This is a genomic window from Paenibacillus sp. J2R1T-4, assembly GCF_059692235.1.
This window is the reverse complement of sequence record NZ_JCAUBA010000002.1, coordinates 678,890-701,310: the sequence shown is the minus strand read 5'-3', so window position 1 is coordinate 701,310 and position 22,421 is coordinate 678,890. Positions and strand designations below refer to the sequence as shown.

Below are 22,421 nucleotides of genomic sequence, written 5' to 3'. Positions count from 1 at the left end.
TTTCCTTTTATTCCGATAAATAATGAAATGATCGTTAGGCAGATACATGTTCTGAGTGCTTATTGGAATCTCGTGGGGAAGGATTATTAATGCAGCGAGAAAAATGACGGGAATCATCACTACAAACCGTGTACGCACAATTGCGTTTCGTTTCTTGGCGGTGTTAATTGTTGTTTATGGTGTGCAGATTTCCTTTGAAAGAGATATGGGTTCTAGTTTGCTCATTTATAATCCATTTGGGTATTGGGGCTTCGATGAATCCATCGTTAATTTTTTAATAGATTTCTTATCTGTTATGGGCATCTACATCTCCGGGACTCATTATACTTTGAAATTTATTCAGAATCATGAAAAGATAAGGCTCAAAAAGTAGAGCAATGATAAAGCGGAGATAAGTTATGAGTTTTAATGTACTCGTCCGAGTAACGTAACAGAAACTATAGCGCAATAAGAAAAGAGGACGAGGCTACCGACATGGATCGGTAGCCTTGTTGACGTAACGGGAGTTTTTATTGAATCAATTATTTAGGAAATCTGGCATTTTCGATGTAATGATTGGGCTTTTCAAGAGAGCAATCTGAAAGAAATCAATGCATTATTTATTTGGTATGATTGAAAAAACGAGTTGATCAATGTTGACTGCAAAACTTACCCCTTATTTAAATATGCAAAGGAACGCAAGGGAAGCTACTTAGTAATAAAGGTTTCAACAAGTTAAAGTCAAATTCATTATGGAGGGTTGGACATGAACCAATACAACGCAACAAACAAAATCGCAACGCATCGTCTTGAGGAGCATCTGGCAAGTATGTCTTGACGCTAACGGGCACATTAGTCCAATTTAAATCAGCGGCAGTCCACAGTCCAGGAATGCCGCTGGTTTAATATTCTAAAAGTAGCTTGAAGCTAGAATTCAGCTGCTCAATCGTCGTCATTGATCAATCGCTGAATGTCATCATGACAACTTAATATTATTTCATCACAGTTGATCGACCTTGTTCCCAACAGTAGTAGCAGTATTGACGGGTTATCCAATTTCATCCTCTGTGGTGCAGAGCTGATCTTGCGTTGCATGGACGGTTAACGGAGTTTAGTTTAATAAATTAAAGTAGTCTATAGAGATTAAATGTAGTAAAATTACCGCTAATGTCATTATTGTGGGAGTGAGGACGATGGAACACTTTCTATTTAAGCAGGTGGTATTTGTAAGAGGCCAAACCATAAAAATGATGGAGGGAGTCACGGAGGAAATCGCAGACCGGATCCCCGAAGGTTTCCGAAATACGATCCGCTGGAATTTGGGGCACATTTATGTTGTCTTAGAACGGTTCGCCTTTCAATACATTGGTCTTCCACAACATTTGCCCGATGGGTTCAAAGAACAGTTTGAATATGGTACTTCGCCGTCAAACAAACCAGTCTCCATTCCCGTCCCGACCCTGCAAGAGCTAGAAATTCTGCTAAAAGAACAGCAAGAGCGGATACGCGAAGCTCTGGCGCATCGCTTACAGGACAAGATTGTTCCGCCTTATACTACGTCTACCGGGATTACTCTGGAAACGCCGGAACAATTCCTCAGCTTCAATTTATACCATGAGGGTATGCATTTGAGCGTCATTAAACTCTATAAATCGTTGTTATCCAGATAATGCGCTGAAATATGAGGGGATCATTCAACTCCTCGGGAGACGATAGTTCAATAAACGCTGCGTGAACCACTCCTTACCAATGTATGGAATGACCAGTTTCCAAATCCTGCCAGGAAAACATATGAGCAGCACTTGGAAACTGGTTTTTAATATCTGTACCGATTTCCGCTAAGATTTGTTCGGCCATGCGTGTCGATATGCCGGGAATTGAATCCAGTCTCTCGATGTCTTCTTGATATGTACTTACACGCCATGCAACTTCTTGATCAAGCATAAGGTGAATATGCAAATCATTTATAGCAAAATGTAGGAGAGCCCTCTAATCAGGGCTCTTTTTCATTTCCAAAAAGGAGGCGTCAACATGGCGAGTACAATGTGCAGCAGGATCCTGGTCAAATTATGGGCGATTGGCATACACGTACTTGGAGATTTTTTCGATATGTTTATCTCTCGACATTGAAGATCGCTGATGGACTTTCACCGATTCAAGATAATTAAGTAAGAAAGAAGTATCCATATTTCTCATATTTTTCTCAATGTAATCGGGCATGTTCTTTCTTTTGCCGAGTTTAGTGAATCCTAACAAAAGAGTCATTATAACGCCAGTACATAAACCACCAAATGAATTTGGAATAAAGCTGCCTACCATCCAGCCAGAAAGAACAAGTAAACCAACAAGAATGAAAAAAGAAACAACGTTACTTAAAACGATAGAACCTGCGTTACTAAGAATCCCCTCTCTTTTCATTTTCAACGTAGTCGGTAAGCCGAAAAATATAATAATTAAGGGCTGGATTAGAAAATATGCCCCTACAAATAAGCCAATAATCCACCCAATCGCTAAGAATAAAAATGTCATCGAAATCCTCCCTCATATATATAGCTTGGCTTATTGTCCTTTTAGTTGCATTGTACCATGTGTTGGAATTAAGGCAGTAGCCTGACCTCCCGATGATGCTGGTGAAGGTGCAGGGACTTGTTCAAATGTATCGTGAAAAACCTCAGATGAAGATTAACCGAATTCGGAAGGCTACTGAAGAGGATGGTTATACGCTGACTGACTTTATCAAATCAGCACCGATTCAATCTGCAAAGTAGAAGAGAGGCTTATGCATTATCCGGCTGCTAAAGGGATGCATCATGCTTACTATGCGGGGCTAGCTTATCATAGTTGTCGGATGCTTGAGCTCTCGAACCATGGTTTTTGATGTGACTAATGAAAGCGGGAAATCAAAAAAGAACCTGGGTAGCTTTATCAGGTTCTTTTGTATTGCATATAAACAGACACGATGATATAATCTGATTACAACTGCAACAAGGTAAATTGACATAATTATTCTATCTTACACTTTAAGTGTACCATGCCGGTTAACTCTTGTCAAATGTTTTTTTCTCAATTTAATGGTTAGGAGAGATGTTGAATGAGTTCTTTGGTTCTCTGTTTTCAGGAAATGGAAAAAACGCAGCTTTTGCTCGTTGGCGGAAAAGGGTTAAATTTAGGGGAATTATCAAAAATTGAAGGAATACAAGTACCAGAAGGATTTTGTGTTACAACAGTGGGATATCAAAAAGCCATCGAACAAAACGGAACGTATCATGCTTTGTTGGATCGACTAACAATGCTAAAAGTAGAAGATCGAGATCAAATTGGTGAAATCAGCAGGAAGATTCGACAAATCATTATGGAAGTAGAAATTCCTTCCGATGTTGTGAAAGCAGTTACTCACTATCTCTCCCAGTTTGGTGATGAACATGCTTATGCAGTACGTTCTAGTGCGACTGCTGAAGATTTACCACATGCCTCTTTTGCTGGTCAGCAAGACACCTATTTAAATATCATCGGCGTCGATGCCATCTTGCATCATATCAGCAAATGTTGGGCTTCCCTATTTACGGATCGTGCGGTAATCTACCGAATGCAAAATGGATTTGACCACAGCCAAGTTTATTTATCCGTTATCGTTCAAAGGATGGTTTTCCCACAGGCTTCAGGGATTTTATTTACTGCTGACCCGATTACTTCTAACCGAAAGCTGCTATCAATCGATGCCAGTTTTGGACTTGGAGAAGCGCTGGTCTCCGGCTTGGTATCTGCCGATTGTTATAAAGTACAGGAAGGGGAAATTGTCGATAAGAGGATAGCAACCAAAAAATTAGCTATCTATGGACTAAAAGAAGGCGGAACAGAGACAAAGCTGATCGATCCTGATCAGCAAAAGACTCAAACACTTACTGAACAACAAATTTTACAACTGGCACGCATCGGAAGACAGATCGAAGCTTATTTTGGTTACCCACAAGATATCGAATGGTGTTTGGTTGATGATACATTTTATATTGTCCAGAGTCGACCAATCACTACTTTATTCCCGATCCCTGAAGCGAATGATCAAGAAAATCACGTCTATGTATCTGTCGGTCATCAACAAATGATGACCGACCCCATGAAACCATTGGGATTGTCTTTTTACCTGCTAACGACTCCAGCACCCATGCGTAAAGCCGGTGGAAGGTTGTTCGTTGATGTTACACATATGCTGGCTTCACCTGTCAGCAGAGAAACTTTCTTAAATACCATGGGAAAATCCGATCCGCTCATAAAAGACGCATTTATGACCCTAATAGAGCGAGATTTTATAAAATCGTTACCAGATGATAGAAAAGAACTGAGTCCCGGTAATAGCAGTAAAGGTAGGTCGTCTGAAGGTTTTCAAGCACAAATAGAAAACGACCCGGCAATCGTTTCTGATTTGATTAAGAACAGTCAAACATCGATAGAAGAATTAAAACAAAACATCCAAACGAAATCAGGAGCAGATTTATTTGATTTTATTCTGGAAGATCTCCAGGAATTAAAGAAGATCTTATTTGACCCACAAAGTTCAAAGGTTTTTATGACTGCTATGAATGCTTCGTCATGGATCAATGAAAAAATGTACGAGTGGTTAGGTGAAAAAAACGCAGCAGATACGCTTTCTCAATCTGTACCAAACAACATTACTTCGGAAATGGGTCTGGCGCTATTGGATGTCGCAGATGTGATTCGTCCTTATCCGGAAGTAATTGATTATTTACAACATGTAAAAGATGATAATTTTTTGGATGAACTGGTTAAGTTTGATGGTGGACAGGAAACTCAAGACGCTATCTATGCTTATCTCAACAAATACGGAATGCGATGTGCCGGTGAAATCGATATTTCGAGAACTCGTTGGAGTGAAAAACCAATTACACTTATCCCCATGATTCTCAGTAATATCAAAAACTTTGAGCCTAATGCTGGCAATCGGAAATTTGAGCAAGGGCGACAGGAAGCTTTAGAAAAAGAACAAGAGTTATTAGAACGATTGAAGCAATTACCGGATGGTGAACAAAAAGCTGAAGAGACAAAACGAGTGATCAGCTTAATCCGGAATTTCATCGGTTATCGTGAATATCCAAAATACGGCATGATTAATCGCTACTTCGTTTATAAGCAGGCTTTATTGAAAGAAGCCGAACAACTCGTACAAGCTAGCGTTATTCATGAAAAAGAAGATATATACTACCTCACTTTTGAAGAACTTCACGAAGTCGTACGCACAAATAAACTGGATTATCAGATCATCAGTAAACGAAAAGACGAATACAAATTTTTTGAAAAACTAACTCCCCCACGTGTAATCACGTCTGATGGTGAAATCATTGCGGGTGAGTACAAACGAGAAAATCTGCCAGACAAAGCGATTGTAGGTCTACCTGTTTCTACCGGAGTTATAGAGGGACGAGCACGTGTCATCTTAAACATGGAAGATGCTGATCTGGAAGATGGAGATATATTAGTCACCGCCTTTACTGACCCTGGCTGGACATCATTGTTTGTATCCATTAAAGGCCTGGTCACCGAAGTTGGCGGACTGATGACCCATGGAGCCGTTATCGCTCGTGAATATGGCTTGCCAGCAGTTGTCGGAGTGGAAAATGCTACCAAGCTGATAAAAGACGGGCAACGAATTCGCGTGAATGGAGCAGAAGGGTATATCGAAATATTGTAATGGCTAATAATAGGGCGGTTACCCTGTTCGTCCTTTTATCTACACATCTTAGTTAGGTGACCCCCCAAATCAAATGATTTTGATTTGGGGGGTTGTACTATGCCGTTTAAAGCTGCCGATGCAGGCTCGGTGGCCACGATAAGCTAACGGCCAGGAAAACGTCATAGTTAAAGAGAAGATTACTGAGTAATTCCCACATCGCCTTGTGGTAAAATATAGTAATAACACGAACTTTCGAAAAGGTGTCGCCAGATGGAAGTAATATTAGAGAATATTATAGAAGATAAATTGGAAATTTTAAAAAATCTTTTTGAACTCGGTGCTTATGATTTGTCTGAATTAAATCAAGCAAACATTAATGAGAACGGGCAATTTCTATCAAGTCTAAATCATATAGATTGGCATGAAGATCCAAATTAGTCCTGCACAAGAGTTTTCAAACCATTATGTACGAACCTACGATAATTCATTTAACTACCATGAACATTAGCTTCGCAGTAACATTGAAAAACGCCATACTAAAAAAGCAGCAGGTCATCTGTTTTTTTTAAAGGTGCAGCGCCTTGGTAAATTAATATAACTTCAATAAGTCATGGATCAGGAAGCTTCTGAAATGGTAACTGTAAAACCCAAGCTCTCAAGTCATCGAACCGAATTTCGAACAAAAGCTGATTGATTTTGCTTTTCAAAATAGTCATCTGCAGTTAAGGCGACGATGGAGTGGACGGTCGTGTTCTCTATTGTCGCGGATTATTTCGCCGGCTGCATGGCTATAGCACTGGTCATTTATCTGATGATTGTTAGGAATCTGGCCCCTTAATGTTGGGGAAACATAGCGGGGCTATTTTTGCACATATTAAGACAAGAGACATTTGTCTAATCAGGAATACAAAGGAGTCGTATACATGCCTGCTGTAAAGAGCTTTGATCCTAAAGTGATTTCGCTTTTACAAGAGAAAATTAAACTGATCAAAACGGACAAAGGAGCCATATATCTTGTTGGCCCCATTAAACTGCCAGTTAACTTACAAGGGGAAACCGTTGAGTTTAAGTGGTACTGTTGGCTGAATTGCAGTGAGGTGACGGAGGATTTTGAGCGTATCGTGGCCAAATTATCTGCTGCTAATTTAGCTGAACTTCAACAGTCGAGTGTACTTGTCCATGGGGATATTACAAATGCTGATCATGCCTTGATTCGGTTTCACTCCATCTGTCATACCGGCGATATTTTTGGTAGTAAGCGATGTGACTGCGGATATCAGCTCAAACAGTCGATGAAACATATTGCCGATCATGGAAGTGGCGCGTTATTTTATCTTGCAAATCATGAAGGAAGAGGCATCGGGCTCTTTAGCAAAGCTCTTGCTTATATTCTTCAAGAAAACGGTTTTGATACGGTGGATGCCAATCTTCAGCTTGGTTTCGTTGATGATGCCCGTGATTACAGTGATGCAATAAAGGTTTTGAAGGCGCTTCGGACAAAGCCTGTTACATTGATTACAAACAATCCAAGAAAATTAGATGCGCTTAGAAAGTCAGGTCTGGATGTAGAGGATCGCGTTCAGCTTTGGGGAGATGTCTCTGAATATAACGAGAAGTATTTGAAAACGAAAATCGAGCGGTCCGGACACTTGAACGAAGGCGAAGGCTGTTGCAATAATGATTAACCACGAGTTTTACATGAAGCTGGCTTTACAAAATGCGATGGCTATGAAAGGGCAGACAGATCCAAATCCGCTTGTCGGTTCTGTTATTGTGAATGATAACCGCATCGTGGGTATTGGAGTTCATATGAAAGCAGGTGAGCCTCATGCTGAAATTCATGCGATCCGTATGGCTGGGGAACACACGAACGGGGCGACGATCTATGTTACACTGGAGCCGTGTTCACACTATGGCCGGACAGGTCCTTGCGCTGTTGCAATTGTGGAAGCCGGTATTAAACGGGTGGTTATCGCCACGCTTGATCCTAACCCGTTGGTGGCGGGAAGAGGGGTTAAGATACTTCAAGAAGCCGGTATTGAAGTGATTATTGGTGTAATCGAAGAAGAATCCCGCAAAATGAATGAAGTTTTTAATAAATTCATCTTTCAGCAAACACCTTTTGTAACATTAAAAACCGCTATCACGATGGATGGAAAGATCGCAAGCTTTTCATCAGATAGCAAATGGATTACTTCTGATTTGGCACACGAGGACGTCCACATGCTTCGGAATCAGAATGCCGCGATCCTTGTTGGCGTCAATACCGTAATTAAAGACGATCCTCAGCTTACTACAAGGTTGCCTAACGGCAGGAATCCTGTTCGCGTGATCATGGATTCCGCTCTACGTTTGCCCATGAAAGCGAAGGTGGTAACCGATGGGCAAGCCCCAACTTGGGTGTTTACGACTGAGACTCATGAGCCTGAAAAGAGAACAGCATTGGAATCAGCCGGTATCAAAATTTTTGTAACTGAACAACCGGGCAAGGTCAATCCATCTGAAGTGCTTCAGGTACTAGGTAAGCAGTTGATCTCTTCTCTTTTGATTGAAGGCGGCAGTGAAATCAATGCCTCTTTTTTTGAAAATAAGCTCGTTGATAAAATGATTATTTACATGGCTCCTAAATTAATTGGTGGCAGGGACGCGCCGACGTTTCTATCAGGAGCCGGATTCGAGAAAATGAGCGATGCTGTAGAGTTATCCGATGTAAGTGTTCAAACACTGGGCAAAGACTTTAAATTTATTGGATATCCGGTTTATAAAGAGGGATAACATGAAGCTGTCTAAGGCTTGCTAATTCAGTCGAATTACCAATGGTTAATGTTACCCCTGCATATACATGTTTGCAATTTGGGATGCGTATAAAGATGCAGGGGGTGGAACTTCACCGTAAGCTGTTGTTCCTGTCGTATTTGGGGCTTATTTCGGTACGATAGGGATCATATTCTCGCTTGACTTACTTGGAGCTGTTTGGTTAGGGCTTATTGGAATGGTTGTGGGATTAGCCGTGGGAGTGATGATAAAAAGGATACTAATTAAAAGGGCGATCACTTCAGGGCAACCATGAACAGGTTGTCCTTTTTATGTTCCGATAGTTTGGCTTGTGTTTTCAGCTGTTTATGAGAAGGTAGGAGGGGCCATTATGGAAAAAGTTTCGGGGATTACGCAGTCGTTAGGACGAATAGTGATTCCGATCGAATTGCGATATTGCGAGTATACAGCAAAAATAATAGCAACCTAGCTGGTCTCCTTCGGGGTCGCAGAAGAAATGAGTTAGTTGTTTTTATAATATTGTTTTATTTTATTAATGAACCACCTGTAATACCAATAAGAGATCAAAAGAACAATCGTCATACTTATGAAACTCCAGTACCAGGTCCAGTTAATGTACTCAATCAAATTCGTATATTTTTCCAGCAATACTTCGAATACAGTAATAACCGCAGGAAGGCTGATTGTATATATGATTTTTATGAACATTGAGCGTTCCCTGGGGAAATGAGTATTGAATAGGGCAGAAACTGCAGGGAAAACAAAAAATTCGAAGGTGAAACTTGCTCTATAAGTAGATTTAAGAAATCCTTCAGGATATTCAATTAATCTATTTTCAACAACCAAAGCACCAAGTAACCATGAAGGTACTTGCATAAATAAGAAACTTACTTGAGCATCCAGAAAAGTTTTCTTATTAATAAAAATGATGAGAAGAATTGCCGGAACGATCCACGTGAGAGCAAGAATGATGAATTCCATCGACAAAGTATTTCACCTCTCAAAAATTTGATTTCACAATAGGGTCAGTAGGAGTTTGGAATTATTCATTATTGAAGGCAAGGAAGAGGAAGTTTATTCCTCCGCCGTTCTGTCGAGGTAAAGGCGTGTAACCGAAGTTGATTCGCCATCCTCGATTTCCTTCTCAGTTGGTTTTTCTTCAATTAGATCATGCATATTCATCCCTGGTGCAATGGTAGGTTTTTGTTTTCTTTCTTTTTCATTCAATGTGCAGCGTCCTACTTTCTTTTCATCCGAAAGTAGGATAGCCATTATTAAGTAAATTTATCCAGAGGAAATGGAGGTATAATATATGGCCACTGTAGAGCACCAATGGTAAGCTTATTCATAAAAAATCCAGCCCCACGGTTGAGTAGGGCTGGGTTCACCACAAATGTTACTGCTGCTGGAATTAACGTCCCAGCTCGTATTGGTCCAAGATTTCGGTACCGCTTAGTGCTCGGGTGAACACACGAGTGTCATCGATCCAACCCTTCCAAAGGTTCCCGAAAGTCTTACTTGCCCCAATAATCATACCGCTAGCTTCGGGGGCAACGGTTCTAGCAGCCGAATTTTCCAGAGCACCATTCATGTAGACCTTTGCTGTGGTACCATCGTATGTTACGGCGATGAAGACCCATTGATCTGCAGGAATGTTCGTAGTTCCCAATAACGCTGTCCCGCCGAGGAATGTGCCTACAACACCAGTGCTATCACGGTACAGCCAAATCTTGCCGTTTGTTCCGTCTTGCTGCAGCACATATTTTGCCGTACTACTAGCACCACTATGCTTCACCCAAGCGGTTGCAGTAAAGCTGCTAGTACCAGGATTCGCAACGTTTGCGGAGGTAGCATAGTCGTTTACGCCATCCAAATAAAGGGCGTTACCCACTCTGCCTGTCGCGAAGGTCGCACCGTTCACCAATGAAGCCGATTGGCTATAGCTTGCGGAATCGCCAGCTACGGTTCCAGAGGTCTCGTCAAACTTCCACCAAGTGCTATTGTACTGGTCCTTGATCTCCGTCGAAGTGAGCTGACGATTGTAGATAGATACTTCGTCAATTCCACCGTTGAAGAGGTTGCCGAGCGTTTTACTTGCCCCAATAATCATTCCGCCAGTAGGCTCAGAATTCATAACGATCGTACGGGAACCATCCAGAACACCATTCAGGAACAGGCGGACCGTGGCACCATCGTAGGTCACGGCAACGTGTGTCCACGAATTGAGTGGAATCGTGCCTGTCGAGAACGTTCCAGTACCGCCGAGGAACGTTTCCAGGCGACCGTCTTGGTAACGTACCAACCAGACCTTACCATTTGTTCCATCCTGCTGGAGGATGTATTGGGAAGCACCCGTGTCAGTGTCCGGTCTCACCCAAGCCGATGCGCTAAAGGCGCCGTAGTTCGATGGGGAAACGGGGTTCAAGATGTGCGGGGTAGTAACATAAGTGGAAGTCCCGTTGAAATCCATGGCGTTACCAAGTTTGCCGCCGATCCAACCGCCACCGTTTACAACAGTGCCATTACGAGCGTACTCCGTGCTGTCAGCCGCAACGGCACCACTTGTTTCGTTGAACTTCCAATAAGCTTGACGCTCCAAGTCAGTGACATTTAGCGTCGTAAATGCCGCAAAACTTTGCGAATTCAGCCGTACTTGGATATTTCCGAGGAAGTTGGCTGAAACCGTGCCCTTGTCGGTTACACCACCATCACCATTTTCATTCCACATGAATAAGCGGAACGCTTTATTCGCGCCAACTCCGTTAAAGGAGATGGTTGTCGTTGCACCCGTATCATTCAATGCGTAGACAGCCATATCGCTAGAACTTGGATCTTTGAGAGCAGTCACAATCTTGCCCGTAACCGATCCTGTTACACTAACAAGATTCCAATGGCTATTAGCCGTGTGGGTGAACAACCGCGTTACGTTGTATATTGGCTTCAACGGATAGCCATCTGTACCGCTGCCGATTTCGCTATGGTACTGTGTGCCATTATCGTACTTTGCTTTGTAGGCATCCCATTTAGTCAAGGCAACGAATTTCCTCTTCATTGAATTCATCGTAAATTCGGCATGCTCATAGGCGCTAATAATGGTATCCCCGATAGGGATAGATGTGCCGTTTAAGCAACCGGGGTCGTAAGTACAAGTGGTCTTCTCACCACGTACCCCGTACTCCATGATGTACACTGGCTTCTGCCCAGCCACCGATAAACCATTAATAATGGTGCGGATGCCATCTAAACGATCAATCCCATACTGCACATTGTCATAATCCCAGTAGATGTGGACGGAGTAGCCGTCAAGAATGTCGGTCATGTGGTCATCCATGTAATCGAACCAAGATTGTTGACCGTCGAGTAAGAGGTCACCGCCGATGAACTTGATGCCGCTCTTGATCCCAAGCGTTGTAAGCTGCGTGTTTAAGGTGCGATAGAATGACTCATAAGCGGTTTGTGTTATCGATGTCGAGTTGACTTCGTTCTGGATCGTAACGTACTTGACATTGGTGTAGCCGAGCGTTACTTTCAAGCGATATAACTCATCAGCAAATGTCTGCATCTGCGCCGAGACATTGGTATAAGGACCATGCCAATAAGTGATGTTGATCTCAGCACCGGAACTTTGTGCCAATGCTACAGTTTGCTCGAAGGAAGCCATGTAATCCGGGTAATTAACGGTATCCTCGCCCCTGGAATCGTAGAAGATCCGGACGATTTGCGAATCAAGCGCCCTTACTTTATTCTCCAACAGACCAACATTACCAGTGGTGATCCCATCTACTGCGCTGATCGTCGAGTATAAATTCTGGTTATACTCTGTACCGCTGCCGACGAAATCGGATTGCAGCACGGTACCTGTATTTACTGTGAATTCAGATGCAGCAAGTGCTTTTTGAGGAGAGAGAGCTAGAATAGTGGAAGCAACAGTAAGGAGAGCAACTGCGGATACTACGGACTTCTTGAACATCTTGAAAGACATCATACTCATCACCGTCTCACACTCCATTTTCGGATTTGTGATCGGGAACATCCAGATGCAATCTTCTCCTGATGGCGGTCAGTGTTACATGATGCGAGGACTACATACTTGAAATGCGTCCGACCATTGGGCAATTTCACGGCATTTGAAACTTTGCTCCTTTTCGAAATAAGCTGTAGAAACAGGAATTCTGTGTCCTTACTTTAGGCCTCCATTCTATGAAATAGTTACCCTGCACCTCCAGATATAGAGGAAATGGACCCTCCCTGTATATGTGTTTTTTTATAAATTCATGGCGAAACTAATTGTGGAAGCGCTTTATTAAATAAAATGAGAAATATATTGAATTTTTTAACAATTTTTCAACGATGGGAATTCATCCTTAGAGATCTTAAAGGTTTTGGGCACTTTCAAGGAGAGAAGAAGAGTTACAGAGATTTCAATGATGAAGACTGTGTTCTCGAGTTTGTCAAAGCAGAAAAGTAAGAGACGGGTCGGAAGGCGTGGTTCTTAGAGCTTCTAAGGATGAGATTGTTGGGAAACTGGGCAAGATTCGCACTCGACATCATCACATCTTCTGGTGCCAGAATGAACGAACTGCTGCAGATTAGTTACGATAAGGATTGCTGCGTGGTGACGGTTGATAAAAGCGTTAGTCCGCCGAGAAAAAATTAAGCTACTCTAAGTGTCGGGTGACAAGTACATTATTTCATTAATTGCCGCGTAAATCGCGGTTTTTTTGTTTTATGGGATAAAGTTCTTGTCAAAACCAAATGACAAGAACTTTATCCCATTGATGTGCATGGTGAACTGGGGTGAATTTTGAGCATATGGAAAAGAAAGCCACAGAGCAACATTGCATTAAATGAAACATAAGGTGTTATGAGGATACTTGAAAGTAACGGATGCGAAGCCGCTCATCGCTTATATACGAACAACGCCGGGGGGCGTGAAAGTTTGACCGATTGCCGCCTATCCGAATTAGAAGCTATGCTGAATGAAATCATAAGGGCGGAAGGTACTGTTCACATAACAAAGGAAGTCGGCTTGTTCATCGCATTTCGCAGGATAATCCTACTATCGAAAACAAATTCGGATGTGACTACTTACTCCTATAGGATATTTTTGGTTAAATAACCGTTTTCCTTTTGTGAGCATTCTTGTATTCATTTGGGGTCATTCCCGTTACCTTCTTGAAAGTGGTGCAGAAGTACGAATAGTTTTGAAAGCCGGTTTTCTCAGCGAGCTCGTAGTTGCGGTAGCGGCCGTCCTTCAACCATGTTTTGGCAAGCTCAATTCGCTGTTCAACAATGTATTCGATCAGGGAGACGCCCATTTCTTTCTTGAAAAGGTGGCCGAAGTAAGACGGGCTGAGCTGCACGTTGCTTGCGATCGAATCCAGCGTTAGTTCCGTTTGAAGGTTCTGCCGAATAAATTGTACGGCGTTTGAGATTTCCGGACGAAGCTCCCGGATTGTCGTTTGCAACCGGACTCGCTCCACCATATAGTCATGCAGAGCGGACAAAATCTCGTTTAAGCTGACAAACGAGTGGAGATCAGGCCAACTTGCCCCGTCTCCATCTACGTTCGGCAACCGTTCGTCCAGATGGGGCCTGATATCACCCAATAGAACGCGTACCTCGCTCGGGTCAGGCTGGAAACGCGAGAGCAGCATGCGAGCCTCTCGTATCCACACGTCGATCCCGGCCTGAAGCTCTTGCTCCTGAGCCTTTAGAATCCCGGCCAGCCGGCCGACACATTCCGCCCAGCGCTCCACAGGGACGGGTTGAAACAAGAGGGGTCCACCCGCATCGATCGGGGCAGGGTGGTCTTGATAAAATCGCAGCACCATGGATTTCTCCGTCTGCGTAAACGTACGCCTCAGCTGAGATAACGATCGAACTGGGCGGCTATATGCGGCGGTCAGGTTCATTTGCAAATATTTGCCCAGCGGAGCGGCAATGCCGCGGCATACCCGATTCACCCTCGAGGCATAAGGTTCACTCTCGGTCCCGTCACAGCCGAGCAGCAGAGCGAATCGGCCGAATTCGAGCGGAAATAGCTCGAACGGATAGCGCTCCGAATCGGTCAGCGTTTCGCGCACGATCTCGAGCATACTGTACTCGATGAGCGAGTGATCGCGTTCGGGGTAACGCTGTGCATATTCCTCTAGCTTATCGGCCGCGCACAGAAGCAGGCCGTGCTCGATGCTGACCAGGTGGATGTCGAGCCGAGCTCCCTCGAGAATCATTTCCCTCTCCTCGGTCAGAAGGCCGTTCAAGATATCACTGAAAAATTTACGCCTAAGCGGATATTGGTAGTTTCGCAGCAGCCGCTCGTGCGATTTCTCGTGCCGTTTGTAGTGGTGGTCACGGTCCAAGTCGATGCAGGCGCGGTCGAGCGCCTTCTTCATCTCGACCATGCTGATGGGAGCTTTCAGGACGTAACCATAGGCGCCGCTTAACATCGCTTGCTGCGCATAAGCAAAATCCCGGTGAGCGGTAAGCATGATGCTGCGGATATGTGGGAATTCGGCTTCAAGCCGATGCAGCAGCTCCAGCCCGTCCATAACCGGCATCGTGATATCAATCAAGGCGATATCCGGCTGCAGGAGCGCGCACTGCGCCAGCGCTTCTTCGCCGTTGCCGGCCTCTCCGACTATCTCGCAGCCGTATGTCCCCCACGGGAAGCTATTCCGGATATGTTCGCGGGCGGCTGGCTCGTCATCGACGAGCAATATTTTCTTCATCGGTCTCATCCTCCTGTAAAGGGAAATGGTCGGTATCATGCACGGCGGGGAACGTCAGGATGATGCGTGTGCCGGAACCGGGACTGCTGTCGATAAGACATTGATAACGATCACCGAACATGAGACGCAGCCGGCGATGAACGTTAACGATGCCGATGCGGCCTCCACGCTGATTGCCTTCCATCCGGTCAATCAACTCCTGCAGCTTCTCTGAAGACATGCCGACGCCGTCATCCTCAACCATCAGCTCCCAACGATCCTCCAGATCCGTCGCCCCGATAAAAAGCGTCCCTTGGCGGCCAAGAGGTACAAGCCCGTGGAAAATCGCATTCTCCAACAGGGGCTGCAGCGTAAATTTGGGAAGCATCCTCTCTAGTACGGTGGGATCGATATCCGATTCGAACCGGAAGGAATCGGTGTACCGGGCCGCCATCAGCTCTACGTAGCTCTCCATGGAGCGAAGCTCCTCACGCAGCGGAGCAGGCGATGGGGACACATCCAGGCTGTATTGGAGCTGGTCGGTCAAAGCGGAAATGAGCCTGTCGGCTTTATCGAGCTCGCCTTGCCGGCTGACCATACTGATCGTATTTAATGTGTTAAATATAAAATGCGGCTTAATTTGCGCTTGAAGCGCAATAAAGTCGGCCTTCTTCCGTTGCTCTTCCGTATGCTTCAAATCCGAGATCAGACCTCTTATTCGCCCGACCATCTTATTGAAATGCCCCGCAAGCAATCCGAGCTCATCGGTTCTCGTCATATGAATGGATACGTCCAGCTTTCCACGGCTGACTTCGTTCATCGTGGATGCGATTCGGCGGATCGGCCGGCTGATCAGCACGGAGATGAGGCTCGCAATTCCGATTGACAGGACGAGCGAGAGCACGGCCAGGATCCAGGTATAGTCCAGCAGCTTGTTTAAAGGGGAGAGCAGCAGATTTCGATCCAGAATCCAGACAACCTGCCAGCCTACGAAATTCGTCCGGCTTCTGGTGAGGAACAGCTCCCGATGGTCCGTATCGTAGAGCTCGTTCTGCCGCCAGTTGGTTTTAAACAGATCGGCAGGCAAGCTAGTCAAGCTGAAGCTTTTGGTAAAGACTGAATAGTCGGCATACGGAGCTTTTCCGTAAACCGGACGGTTCGATTCATCGAGCAGCAGCAACGAGCCCTGCATTTGGGATGCGCTGTCCGGAATAAGGGCGTTATAGAGACCTTGTAGATCCAAATCGACAATCAGCAGCCTACTGGAGCCGCGTACCGTATTAGCACTCATGACCACGGAAACGGTATAGCCGGACACCGGAGAGAAGTAGGGTCCAATCCAGTACAGCTCTCCCCGATTGATCACAGTGGTCAGCTTCTGCATTAAATAGTCGCTCTCCGTCAGCTTCCAGCCGCTCACGTTCGTCCCGATGACCGTACGATCGTCGATCATGACATGAATATTGCTCGCGCTCGGCATGAAATAGATCAGGTTGTTATTGAACCATTTGCGGATTTCCGACTCCGAGCCCGTCTGCAGCCGGTTATCGTTTGCGACTGAGATAAAGAAGCTGCGAATATTGGCAAGGTTGAGCTGTAAATACTGATCGGATTTTTGCACCATTTGCTTGGCGTATTCCTTTTGCGCGTTCTCGAGCGTATTGGCCGAGTAACGGTAATAGGAATAACCGAACAGCAGAATAATCGCTTCCACCAATCCGAACACAACCAAAAACATTTTGGTGGATAGATTGAAGCGGAGCGGTCTGGCGTTGTGCTGGTTGTGGAAAAGATTCATGCCGATGGTCGTCCTTCCGGATTCAAGTGGTCATTTTCTATTATAAAGGCAAACTATCCGCAGCGGACAAACGAAGCTTGAAAAAGCGAAATAACGAAGAAAATCTAGAAAAATTAAAGGAGATACCGATGGTTCGCTTCCCTTTCTGCGTTTATAATGATGAAGAGTGATGTTCGGCCGATTCTATGAAGGAGACGTGCCCCTATGTACCAAGCATTCACAATCAAACGTCGGTTGGTAGGAGTTTCCGTCTGTGTGGCGGCAACTCTGCTCCTGGCAGCCTGCACGCTGCGAGCTTCCAAGGAACCGGATCGAAGCGCGGACCCGGTCAGGCAAACGCCGCTCATCGAGGTATTCATAGCCGGAAGCGAGCTGCCGGACCCGTTGAACGACGACATCAAGAAGGCGCTGGATGCCAAGCTCAATATTGATCTGCGCATCGTAGCCTGCTTGGGGGACGAATGTAAAACGCAGCTCAACATGCGGATGGCAGTAGGCAACCCGCCCGACATTTTTTATGTCGACCGGCGTACACTAAACCGGATGGCGAAGCAGGATCAATTGCTCGACTTGTCGCCGTATATCGATCTGTTTAAGCCTGCATTCGATTTTGTCGGAGGGGCTAAGGAGCATTTGACCTCGGTCGAAGGCAAGCAGTATGGCATTGCCCTTAATAATACCGCATCTCAGTACACGTACTGGGTGCGCAACGATTGGCTGGATAAGCTGGGCCTGAAGCCGCCGACAAACCTGGACGAGCTGGCCGCGGTCTCCGAAGCGATAACCTTTCGGGATCCCGACGGGAACGGAAAGAACGATACCTACGGGTTCAGCGGCGCGCCTAATCAGGCGCTGGGTCCGATCTTTGGCGCATTCGGCACGACTTATCCGGGACATTTTTACCGCAAAGACGGACGATTGATGAACTCCCTTTACGACCCTGGCATGAAGTCGGCGCTTGAGTATATAAAAGCTTTGGTGGATGCGGGGGTCGTGGACCCGGACTTTCTGTCCAACACGAAGGTGCAACATGAAGTGAAAGCCTTCCAAGGGCAACTTGGGCTGTTTTACTACAATTGGCCCAACATGATCAACGATAATAAGGTACGGGAGTGGCAGCAGCTCAATCCGAACGCGCGCTGGTCACAGCTTCCGGCGCCGCAGGGGCCGGGCGGGGCATACACGAGCTTTTACGACCCGGGAGACTCGAATATCCTCGTCATGCCGAAGACGCTGGGGAAAAGTCCCTACAAGCTGTATAAGCTGATTCAGCTGATCAATTATGTCTCTTCGCCCGAAGGCAGCCGGCTTGTGATGTATGGGATCGAAGGCAAGCATTACACGATGAGCAACGGCCGGATCGTTCCAACCGCCAAGATGGCGCAGACCAAATATTCGTACATGTACCAGCTGATCGGACGGGATGAGCTGGTTTACCTGCAAACGAAGTTCGCCAAGCAGGAGCCTTATTTCACGTTCGCCATAAAGCAACCGCGCCTCGAAATTCTCGATTCCTTCATTGAGCCGCCTCCGGAATACGTCCCGGCCGATACGGAACGCTACATCACCGGAGAACTGTACAAATTCCTCTACGGCAAGCGGCCGCTTAGCAGCTACGACGACTTCCTCAAGACGCTGGATCTCGAATATCATTACGACGTCTACCTCCAGGCGGCTGAGCAGCAGCTCAAGAGCCAAGGACTGCTATAGACGATGAAGAGCGCCCTGTTCTCCAAGGAGAGAATGGGGCGCTTTTGGTGTTTGCGAAAATGACGGAATAGCCAAACATTTCGAGAGATATTGCATTTTGAACTAAGGCTTAGTTAGCTACAATGATTATAGAGTTGCATCGAGAGAGGAAAGGATGGGTCGACATGGAGTTGTCGGTACACGAGTCGCCAAAGCGGGCGGCCGTCACAAGCGCAGATCGGAAAAGGGCTTTGCGCAAACATATGGCTCATCACAAATGGCTGTATGTGTTTCTTATTCCGGGCTTTCTTTATTTGTTCATATTCAAGTATATCCCGATGTTCGGGATTGTGATCGCCTTTCAGGATTTCAGTCTCGTTCGCGGCATAACGGGCAGCAAGTGGGTCGGACTTGATAACTTCATCTACCTGATGCACGCGCCTGACTTTTACCACATTCTTCGGAACTCGCTATTGCTCAGCTTCTATCAAATCATCTTCGGGTTTCCGGCTCCGATCCTGCTCGCCATTATGCTGAATGAAGTGAGGCATATGGTGTTCAAACGGGTCACGCAGACGATTCTGTACCTGCCGCACTTTATTTCTTGGGTCGTCCTTGTGGGGCTGATCATCAATTTCTTATCTCCTTCGAACGGGATTGTCAATGAGATCATCAAGTCGATGGGACACGAGCCGATTCCGTTCCTGCTGAAGCCCGAATATTTTCGGACGATCCTGGTCTCCGCGGAGGTGTGGAAGGGGGTCGGCTGGGGGACGATCATCTATCTTGCCGCTATGACGAGTATCGATCCTACTCTGTATGAATCGGCGAGGATCGACGGAGCCGGACGGTTTCAACAAATCCGACATATTACGCTGCCAGGTATTTCGTCAACCGTCATCGTTCTGATGATCCTGCAGGTCGGCCATATCCTCGATAACGGCTTTGAGCAGGTGTTTCTGCTCTATAATCCGATGACCTACGAGGTTGGCGACGTATTCGAAACGTATACTTACCGCATCGGTTTGATCGATGGACGTTTATCGTTTGCGTCGGCGGTCGGTCTTTTCAAAGCGGTAGTCGGCTTTGTGTTAATCCTGGCGGCGAACCGTCTGGCCAGGATGTTCGGCAAACAAATCTGGTAAGGCAGGTAGCTCCTATGAAACGACGATTCCGATTGGACGCCTTTGACGTCACCAACTATACGTTGATCACATTGATCTGTATCATTATGCTCTATCCGTTTATCAACGTGCTCGCGGTCTCCTTCAGCTCGTATACGGCTTATGTGGCCAATCCACTTATGATCTGGCCGCATGATTTCGACCTCGGCGCTTACAAAGAGATTATGCGGCACCGTATTCTATGGGTCAGCTATCGCAACACAATTATTGTCACGATAATCGGGGTGGCAGCAGGCCTCGTGATGTACGTGCTTACCGCTTACCCGTTATCCAAAAAAGTGTTGAAGGGCCGGAAGACGCTCATGACGATCGTCGTATTCACGATGCTGTTCAGCGGCGGCCTCATTCCCAACTACTATTTAATGAGGTCGCTTGGACTTCTCGATTCGCTCGCAGCGCTCATCCTGCCGTCCCTGTTCTCGGGCTTCAGCCTGATCCTGATGAAAAACTATTTCGAAGGGCTGCCGGAGGAATTGGAGGAAGCCGCCAGGATCGACGGGGCATCCGATCCGTACATTCTGCTGCGCATCATCGTTCCGCTCTCGATGCCGATTATCGCAACGCTCGGTTTGTTTTCGGCGGTCGGGTATTGGAACAACTTTTTCAACGGGATCATCTATATCCGGTCCGTCGACAAGTGGCCGCTTATGCTGTTCCTGCGGGAGATTATCGAGGGGGCCAACACCAAAATGATCTCATCCGGCGGCAATGCAGCGGAGCTCGGAGCTGAACAAATTACTTCGGAGACGCTAAAATACGCCACTTTGACGATCGTCATGCTTCCGATTCTTTTCGTGTATCCGTTTATCCAGAAATATTTTGTGAAGGGTATTACACTCGGTTCTGTTAAGGGTTAGCATACCAATTGCAGATTGACGCATGGCGATTGATGCTCGATAGTTAAAGGGATGTCCCTTTCACTATATACTAAATTGAAGATCCTGGAGGAGATTCACATGGTTATGAATAAGAGGGGGCTTTTGGCGGCAATAGCGGCAACGCTGGTGCTGACCACCGCGGCATGCGGGAAAGGAAGCTCCGGTAACACGACAACGGACGCGGGTAGATCTTCACCGACAGCGACCTCGGCTAAATCGAGCCAGCCGGTACCGATTAAAATGATGGGGAACTACGACGCGGGAGATTTATCGGAGACGGACAAAAAGATGGTCGCTCTGCTGGAGCAGAAAACGGGGACGAAGATTACCTTTGAAATCCCGCCGATGACCGGCTATAAGGAAAGGCTGCAGCTGATGCTGGCGTCCGGCGACTACCCGGATCTCGTCTTTTTCCCCGCCACGAACGATCCGAGCTTCTTGAATGCAATGAAAGACGGCGTTATTTTGCCGGTCAACGATTATATCAAGAACACGAAAAATTTGGAAAAGCACAGCTACGACACCAGTTGGGATGCGCTCAAAGTCAATCAGGACAACAAGATATACGGCATTCCGCGTACATCCGTTACTCGTAACGATGCGTATTGGGTGCGCAAGGACTGGCTCAAAAATGTCGGCATCACCATCCCCGACAACGCGGAGGTAACACTTGACCAGTTCACCGACATTCTGCGTAAATTTACGAAGAATGACCCGGACAAGAACGGTAAGAATGATACGTACGGGTTCGCCGTCAATGCCAATACGAAGAAGGTGCTCGATCCGGTATTGTTTGGCACATTCGGACTGACCGGCTGGACGAAAACGAGCGGCGGCAAATACGAGTATATGGATCCGATTTACGATACGACCTCCGACGCTTACAAGAAGGCGCTCACTAACACGAACATGCTGTATAAGGAAGGGCTGCTTGATCCAGATGCGGCGACGAGCGATGCCACCAAGGCGAAAGAGCGGTTCTATAGAGGCGTTACGGGCGTATTTCCGGGTTTCGCCGGACACTACAATTTGCATACCGATGAAATGCGCAAGCTGAATCCGAATGTCGAACTGACTTACGTCTTCGTGAAGGACGAGAAGGGTCAGGTGAAAGGCGGCGGCTACGCAACTGGTCTGTGGGGCTTCTGGGCGGTTATGAAGGGCTCGAAAAATCCTCAGAAGGCGGTAGACTTCCTGGACGCATATCTGGGCGACGACATGTGGCCGACCGTGAGCGAAGGCTTCGAAGGCTTCGACTATAAGGTGGAAAACGGGCAAAAGGTCGCCATTCCGAACGCGCCGACCAGCTTTGTGCGCAAAAACACGATGCGTCGCGCGAACGATATCGACTTCTTTATAACGGTCGGTATGGAAAAGAACGTGAAGGAACTCATTATGCCTTGGCTTAAAAAGTCGGTAGACACCGTCGTGCGCGGCAAAGACCTGGGCTTCGTTCCGGATGCGGCCAAAAAGCCGGAGATGATGGATTACCAAAAGGTCTGGGATCAGACCGTGATGAAGATCATTCTCGGCGAACAGCCGGTAAGCAAATTCGACGAGTTGCTGAGCGGATGGTATAAAGCGGGCGGCGAGGATTACGTCAAGCAAATGAATGACTTTATTAAGAAGATGGATGCGGCGAAGGCAGCCAAGTAAGTTGTCCATATCGGAAAGAGGCGTCAGCTCCCATCGCTTTGTTGACTGCGGTGGGGCGGACGCTGT

The 22,421-nt window shown here is 46.2% G+C and carries 18 protein-coding genes and 1 pseudogene; 11 read left to right on the top strand and 8 right to left on the bottom strand.

Annotated features, from left to right (window positions below):
- Window positions 1-1,172: 1,172 nt before the first annotated feature.
- Window positions 1,173-1,649, top strand: a complete 477-nt coding sequence (locus AC58QD_RS06825; RefSeq protein ID WP_497331332.1) for a DinB family protein — start codon at window positions 1,173-1,175, stop codon at window positions 1,647-1,649.
- 73 nt (window positions 1,650-1,722) lie between these two features.
- Here the strand turns inward: AC58QD_RS06825 and AC58QD_RS06820 are convergent, their stop codons facing one another.
- Both AC58QD_RS06820 and AC58QD_RS06815 read right to left on the bottom strand, forming a co-directional pair.
- A complete protein-coding gene (locus tag AC58QD_RS06820; RefSeq protein WP_497331330.1) occupies window positions 1,723-1,923 on the bottom strand; it encodes a transposase in 201 nt (66 codons plus the stop codon).
- 123 nt (window positions 1,924-2,046) lie between these two features.
- Window positions 2,047-2,508, bottom strand: coding sequence for a hypothetical protein (locus AC58QD_RS06815; RefSeq protein ID WP_497331328.1), 462 nt, complete (start codon window positions 2,506-2,508; stop codon window positions 2,047-2,049).
- 89 nt (window positions 2,509-2,597) lie between these two features.
- On the opposite strand from AC58QD_RS06815, the pseudogene AC58QD_RS06810 reads away from it, so the two are divergent.
- From AC58QD_RS06810 to ribD, 5 genes and pseudogenes are all read left to right on the top strand, one after another.
- Window positions 2,598-2,839: pseudogene (locus tag AC58QD_RS06810) on the top strand (3'-5' exoribonuclease YhaM family protein); the annotation flags it as partial.
- A 231-nt stretch (window positions 2,840-3,070) separates the two neighbouring features.
- A complete protein-coding gene (ppsA, locus tag AC58QD_RS06805; protein ID WP_497331326.1) occupies window positions 3,071-5,683 on the top strand; it encodes a phosphoenolpyruvate synthase in 2,613 nt (870 codons plus the stop codon).
- Window positions 5,684-5,935: 252 nt separating this feature from the next.
- A complete protein-coding gene (locus AC58QD_RS06800) occupies window positions 5,936-6,103 on the top strand; it encodes a hypothetical protein (RefSeq protein WP_497331324.1) in 168 nt (55 codons plus the stop codon).
- 485 nt (window positions 6,104-6,588) lie between these two features.
- Window positions 6,589-7,350 carry a GTP cyclohydrolase II gene (locus AC58QD_RS06795; RefSeq protein WP_497331322.1) on the top strand — a complete coding sequence of 254 codons (762 nt, stop codon included), beginning with the start codon at window positions 6,589-6,591 and terminating at the stop codon, window positions 7,348-7,350.
- Window positions 7,343-8,440, top strand: a complete 1,098-nt coding sequence (ribD, locus tag AC58QD_RS06790; protein ID WP_497331320.1) for a bifunctional diaminohydroxyphosphoribosylaminopyrimidine deaminase/5-amino-6-(5-phosphoribosylamino)uracil reductase RibD — start codon at window positions 7,343-7,345, stop codon at window positions 8,438-8,440. The genes AC58QD_RS06795 and ribD overlap by 8 nt, the downstream gene beginning before the upstream one ends.
- A gap of 501 nt (window positions 8,441-8,941) precedes the next feature.
- Here ribD and AC58QD_RS06785 read toward each other — a convergent pair.
- From AC58QD_RS06785 to AC58QD_RS06775, 3 genes are all read right to left on the bottom strand, one after another.
- A complete protein-coding gene (locus tag AC58QD_RS06785; RefSeq protein ID WP_497331318.1) occupies window positions 8,942-9,421 on the bottom strand; it encodes a CBO0543 family protein in 480 nt (159 codons plus the stop codon).
- A gap of 93 nt (window positions 9,422-9,514) precedes the next feature.
- On the bottom strand, window positions 9,515-9,667 hold the full coding sequence (locus AC58QD_RS06780) for a hypothetical protein (protein WP_497331316.1): 153 nt from the start codon (window positions 9,665-9,667) through the stop codon (window positions 9,515-9,517).
- A 184-nt stretch (window positions 9,668-9,851) separates the two neighbouring features.
- A complete protein-coding gene (locus AC58QD_RS06775) occupies window positions 9,852-12,473 on the bottom strand; it encodes a LamG domain-containing protein (protein WP_497331314.1) in 2,622 nt (873 codons plus the stop codon).
- A 474-nt stretch (window positions 12,474-12,947) separates the two neighbouring features.
- Between AC58QD_RS06775 and AC58QD_RS06770 the strand changes: the two genes are divergently transcribed.
- The gene (locus AC58QD_RS06770; RefSeq protein WP_497331312.1) at window positions 12,948-13,097 is read left to right on the top strand and encodes a hypothetical protein; all 150 of its coding nucleotides are present in this window, start codon (window positions 12,948-12,950) and stop codon (window positions 13,095-13,097) included.
- A 454-nt stretch (window positions 13,098-13,551) separates the two neighbouring features.
- Here AC58QD_RS06770 and AC58QD_RS06765 read toward each other — a convergent pair whose 3' ends face one another.
- From AC58QD_RS06765 to AC58QD_RS06755, 3 genes are all read right to left on the bottom strand, one after another.
- A complete protein-coding gene (locus AC58QD_RS06765) occupies window positions 13,552-15,171 on the bottom strand; it encodes a response regulator transcription factor (RefSeq protein WP_497331310.1) in 1,620 nt (539 codons plus the stop codon).
- Entirely contained in the window at window positions 15,146-16,948 is a 1,803-nt protein-coding gene (locus AC58QD_RS06760; RefSeq protein WP_497331308.1) for a sensor histidine kinase, read from the bottom strand. Before AC58QD_RS06760 ends, AC58QD_RS06765 begins: the two co-directional genes overlap by 26 nt.
- A gap of 113 nt (window positions 16,949-17,061) precedes the next feature.
- Window positions 17,062-17,388, bottom strand: a complete 327-nt coding sequence (locus AC58QD_RS06755; RefSeq protein WP_497331417.1) for a hypothetical protein — start codon at window positions 17,386-17,388, stop codon at window positions 17,062-17,064.
- On the opposite strand from AC58QD_RS06755, the gene AC58QD_RS06750 reads away from it, so the two are divergent.
- The 4 genes from AC58QD_RS06750 to AC58QD_RS06735 all read left to right on the top strand — a co-directional run bounded on the left by AC58QD_RS06750 (window position 17,333) and on the right by AC58QD_RS06735 (window position 22,355).
- A complete protein-coding gene (locus AC58QD_RS06750; protein ID WP_497331413.1) occupies window positions 17,333-18,658 on the top strand; it encodes an extracellular solute-binding protein in 1,326 nt (441 codons plus the stop codon). The two genes, AC58QD_RS06755 and AC58QD_RS06750, sit on opposite strands and share 56 nt — an antisense overlap.
- Before the next feature lie 164 nt (window positions 18,659-18,822).
- The gene (locus AC58QD_RS06745) at window positions 18,823-19,782 is read left to right on the top strand and encodes an ABC transporter permease (RefSeq protein WP_497331306.1); all 960 of its coding nucleotides are present in this window, start codon (window positions 18,823-18,825) and stop codon (window positions 19,780-19,782) included.
- Between the two features lie 14 nt (window positions 19,783-19,796).
- The gene (locus AC58QD_RS06740) at window positions 19,797-20,678 is read left to right on the top strand and encodes a carbohydrate ABC transporter permease (RefSeq protein WP_497331305.1); all 882 of its coding nucleotides are present in this window, start codon (window positions 19,797-19,799) and stop codon (window positions 20,676-20,678) included.
- Window positions 20,679-20,777: 99 nt separating this feature from the next.
- A complete protein-coding gene (locus AC58QD_RS06735; protein WP_497331303.1) occupies window positions 20,778-22,355 on the top strand; it encodes an extracellular solute-binding protein in 1,578 nt (525 codons plus the stop codon).
- Window positions 22,356-22,421: the final 66 nt, after the last annotated feature.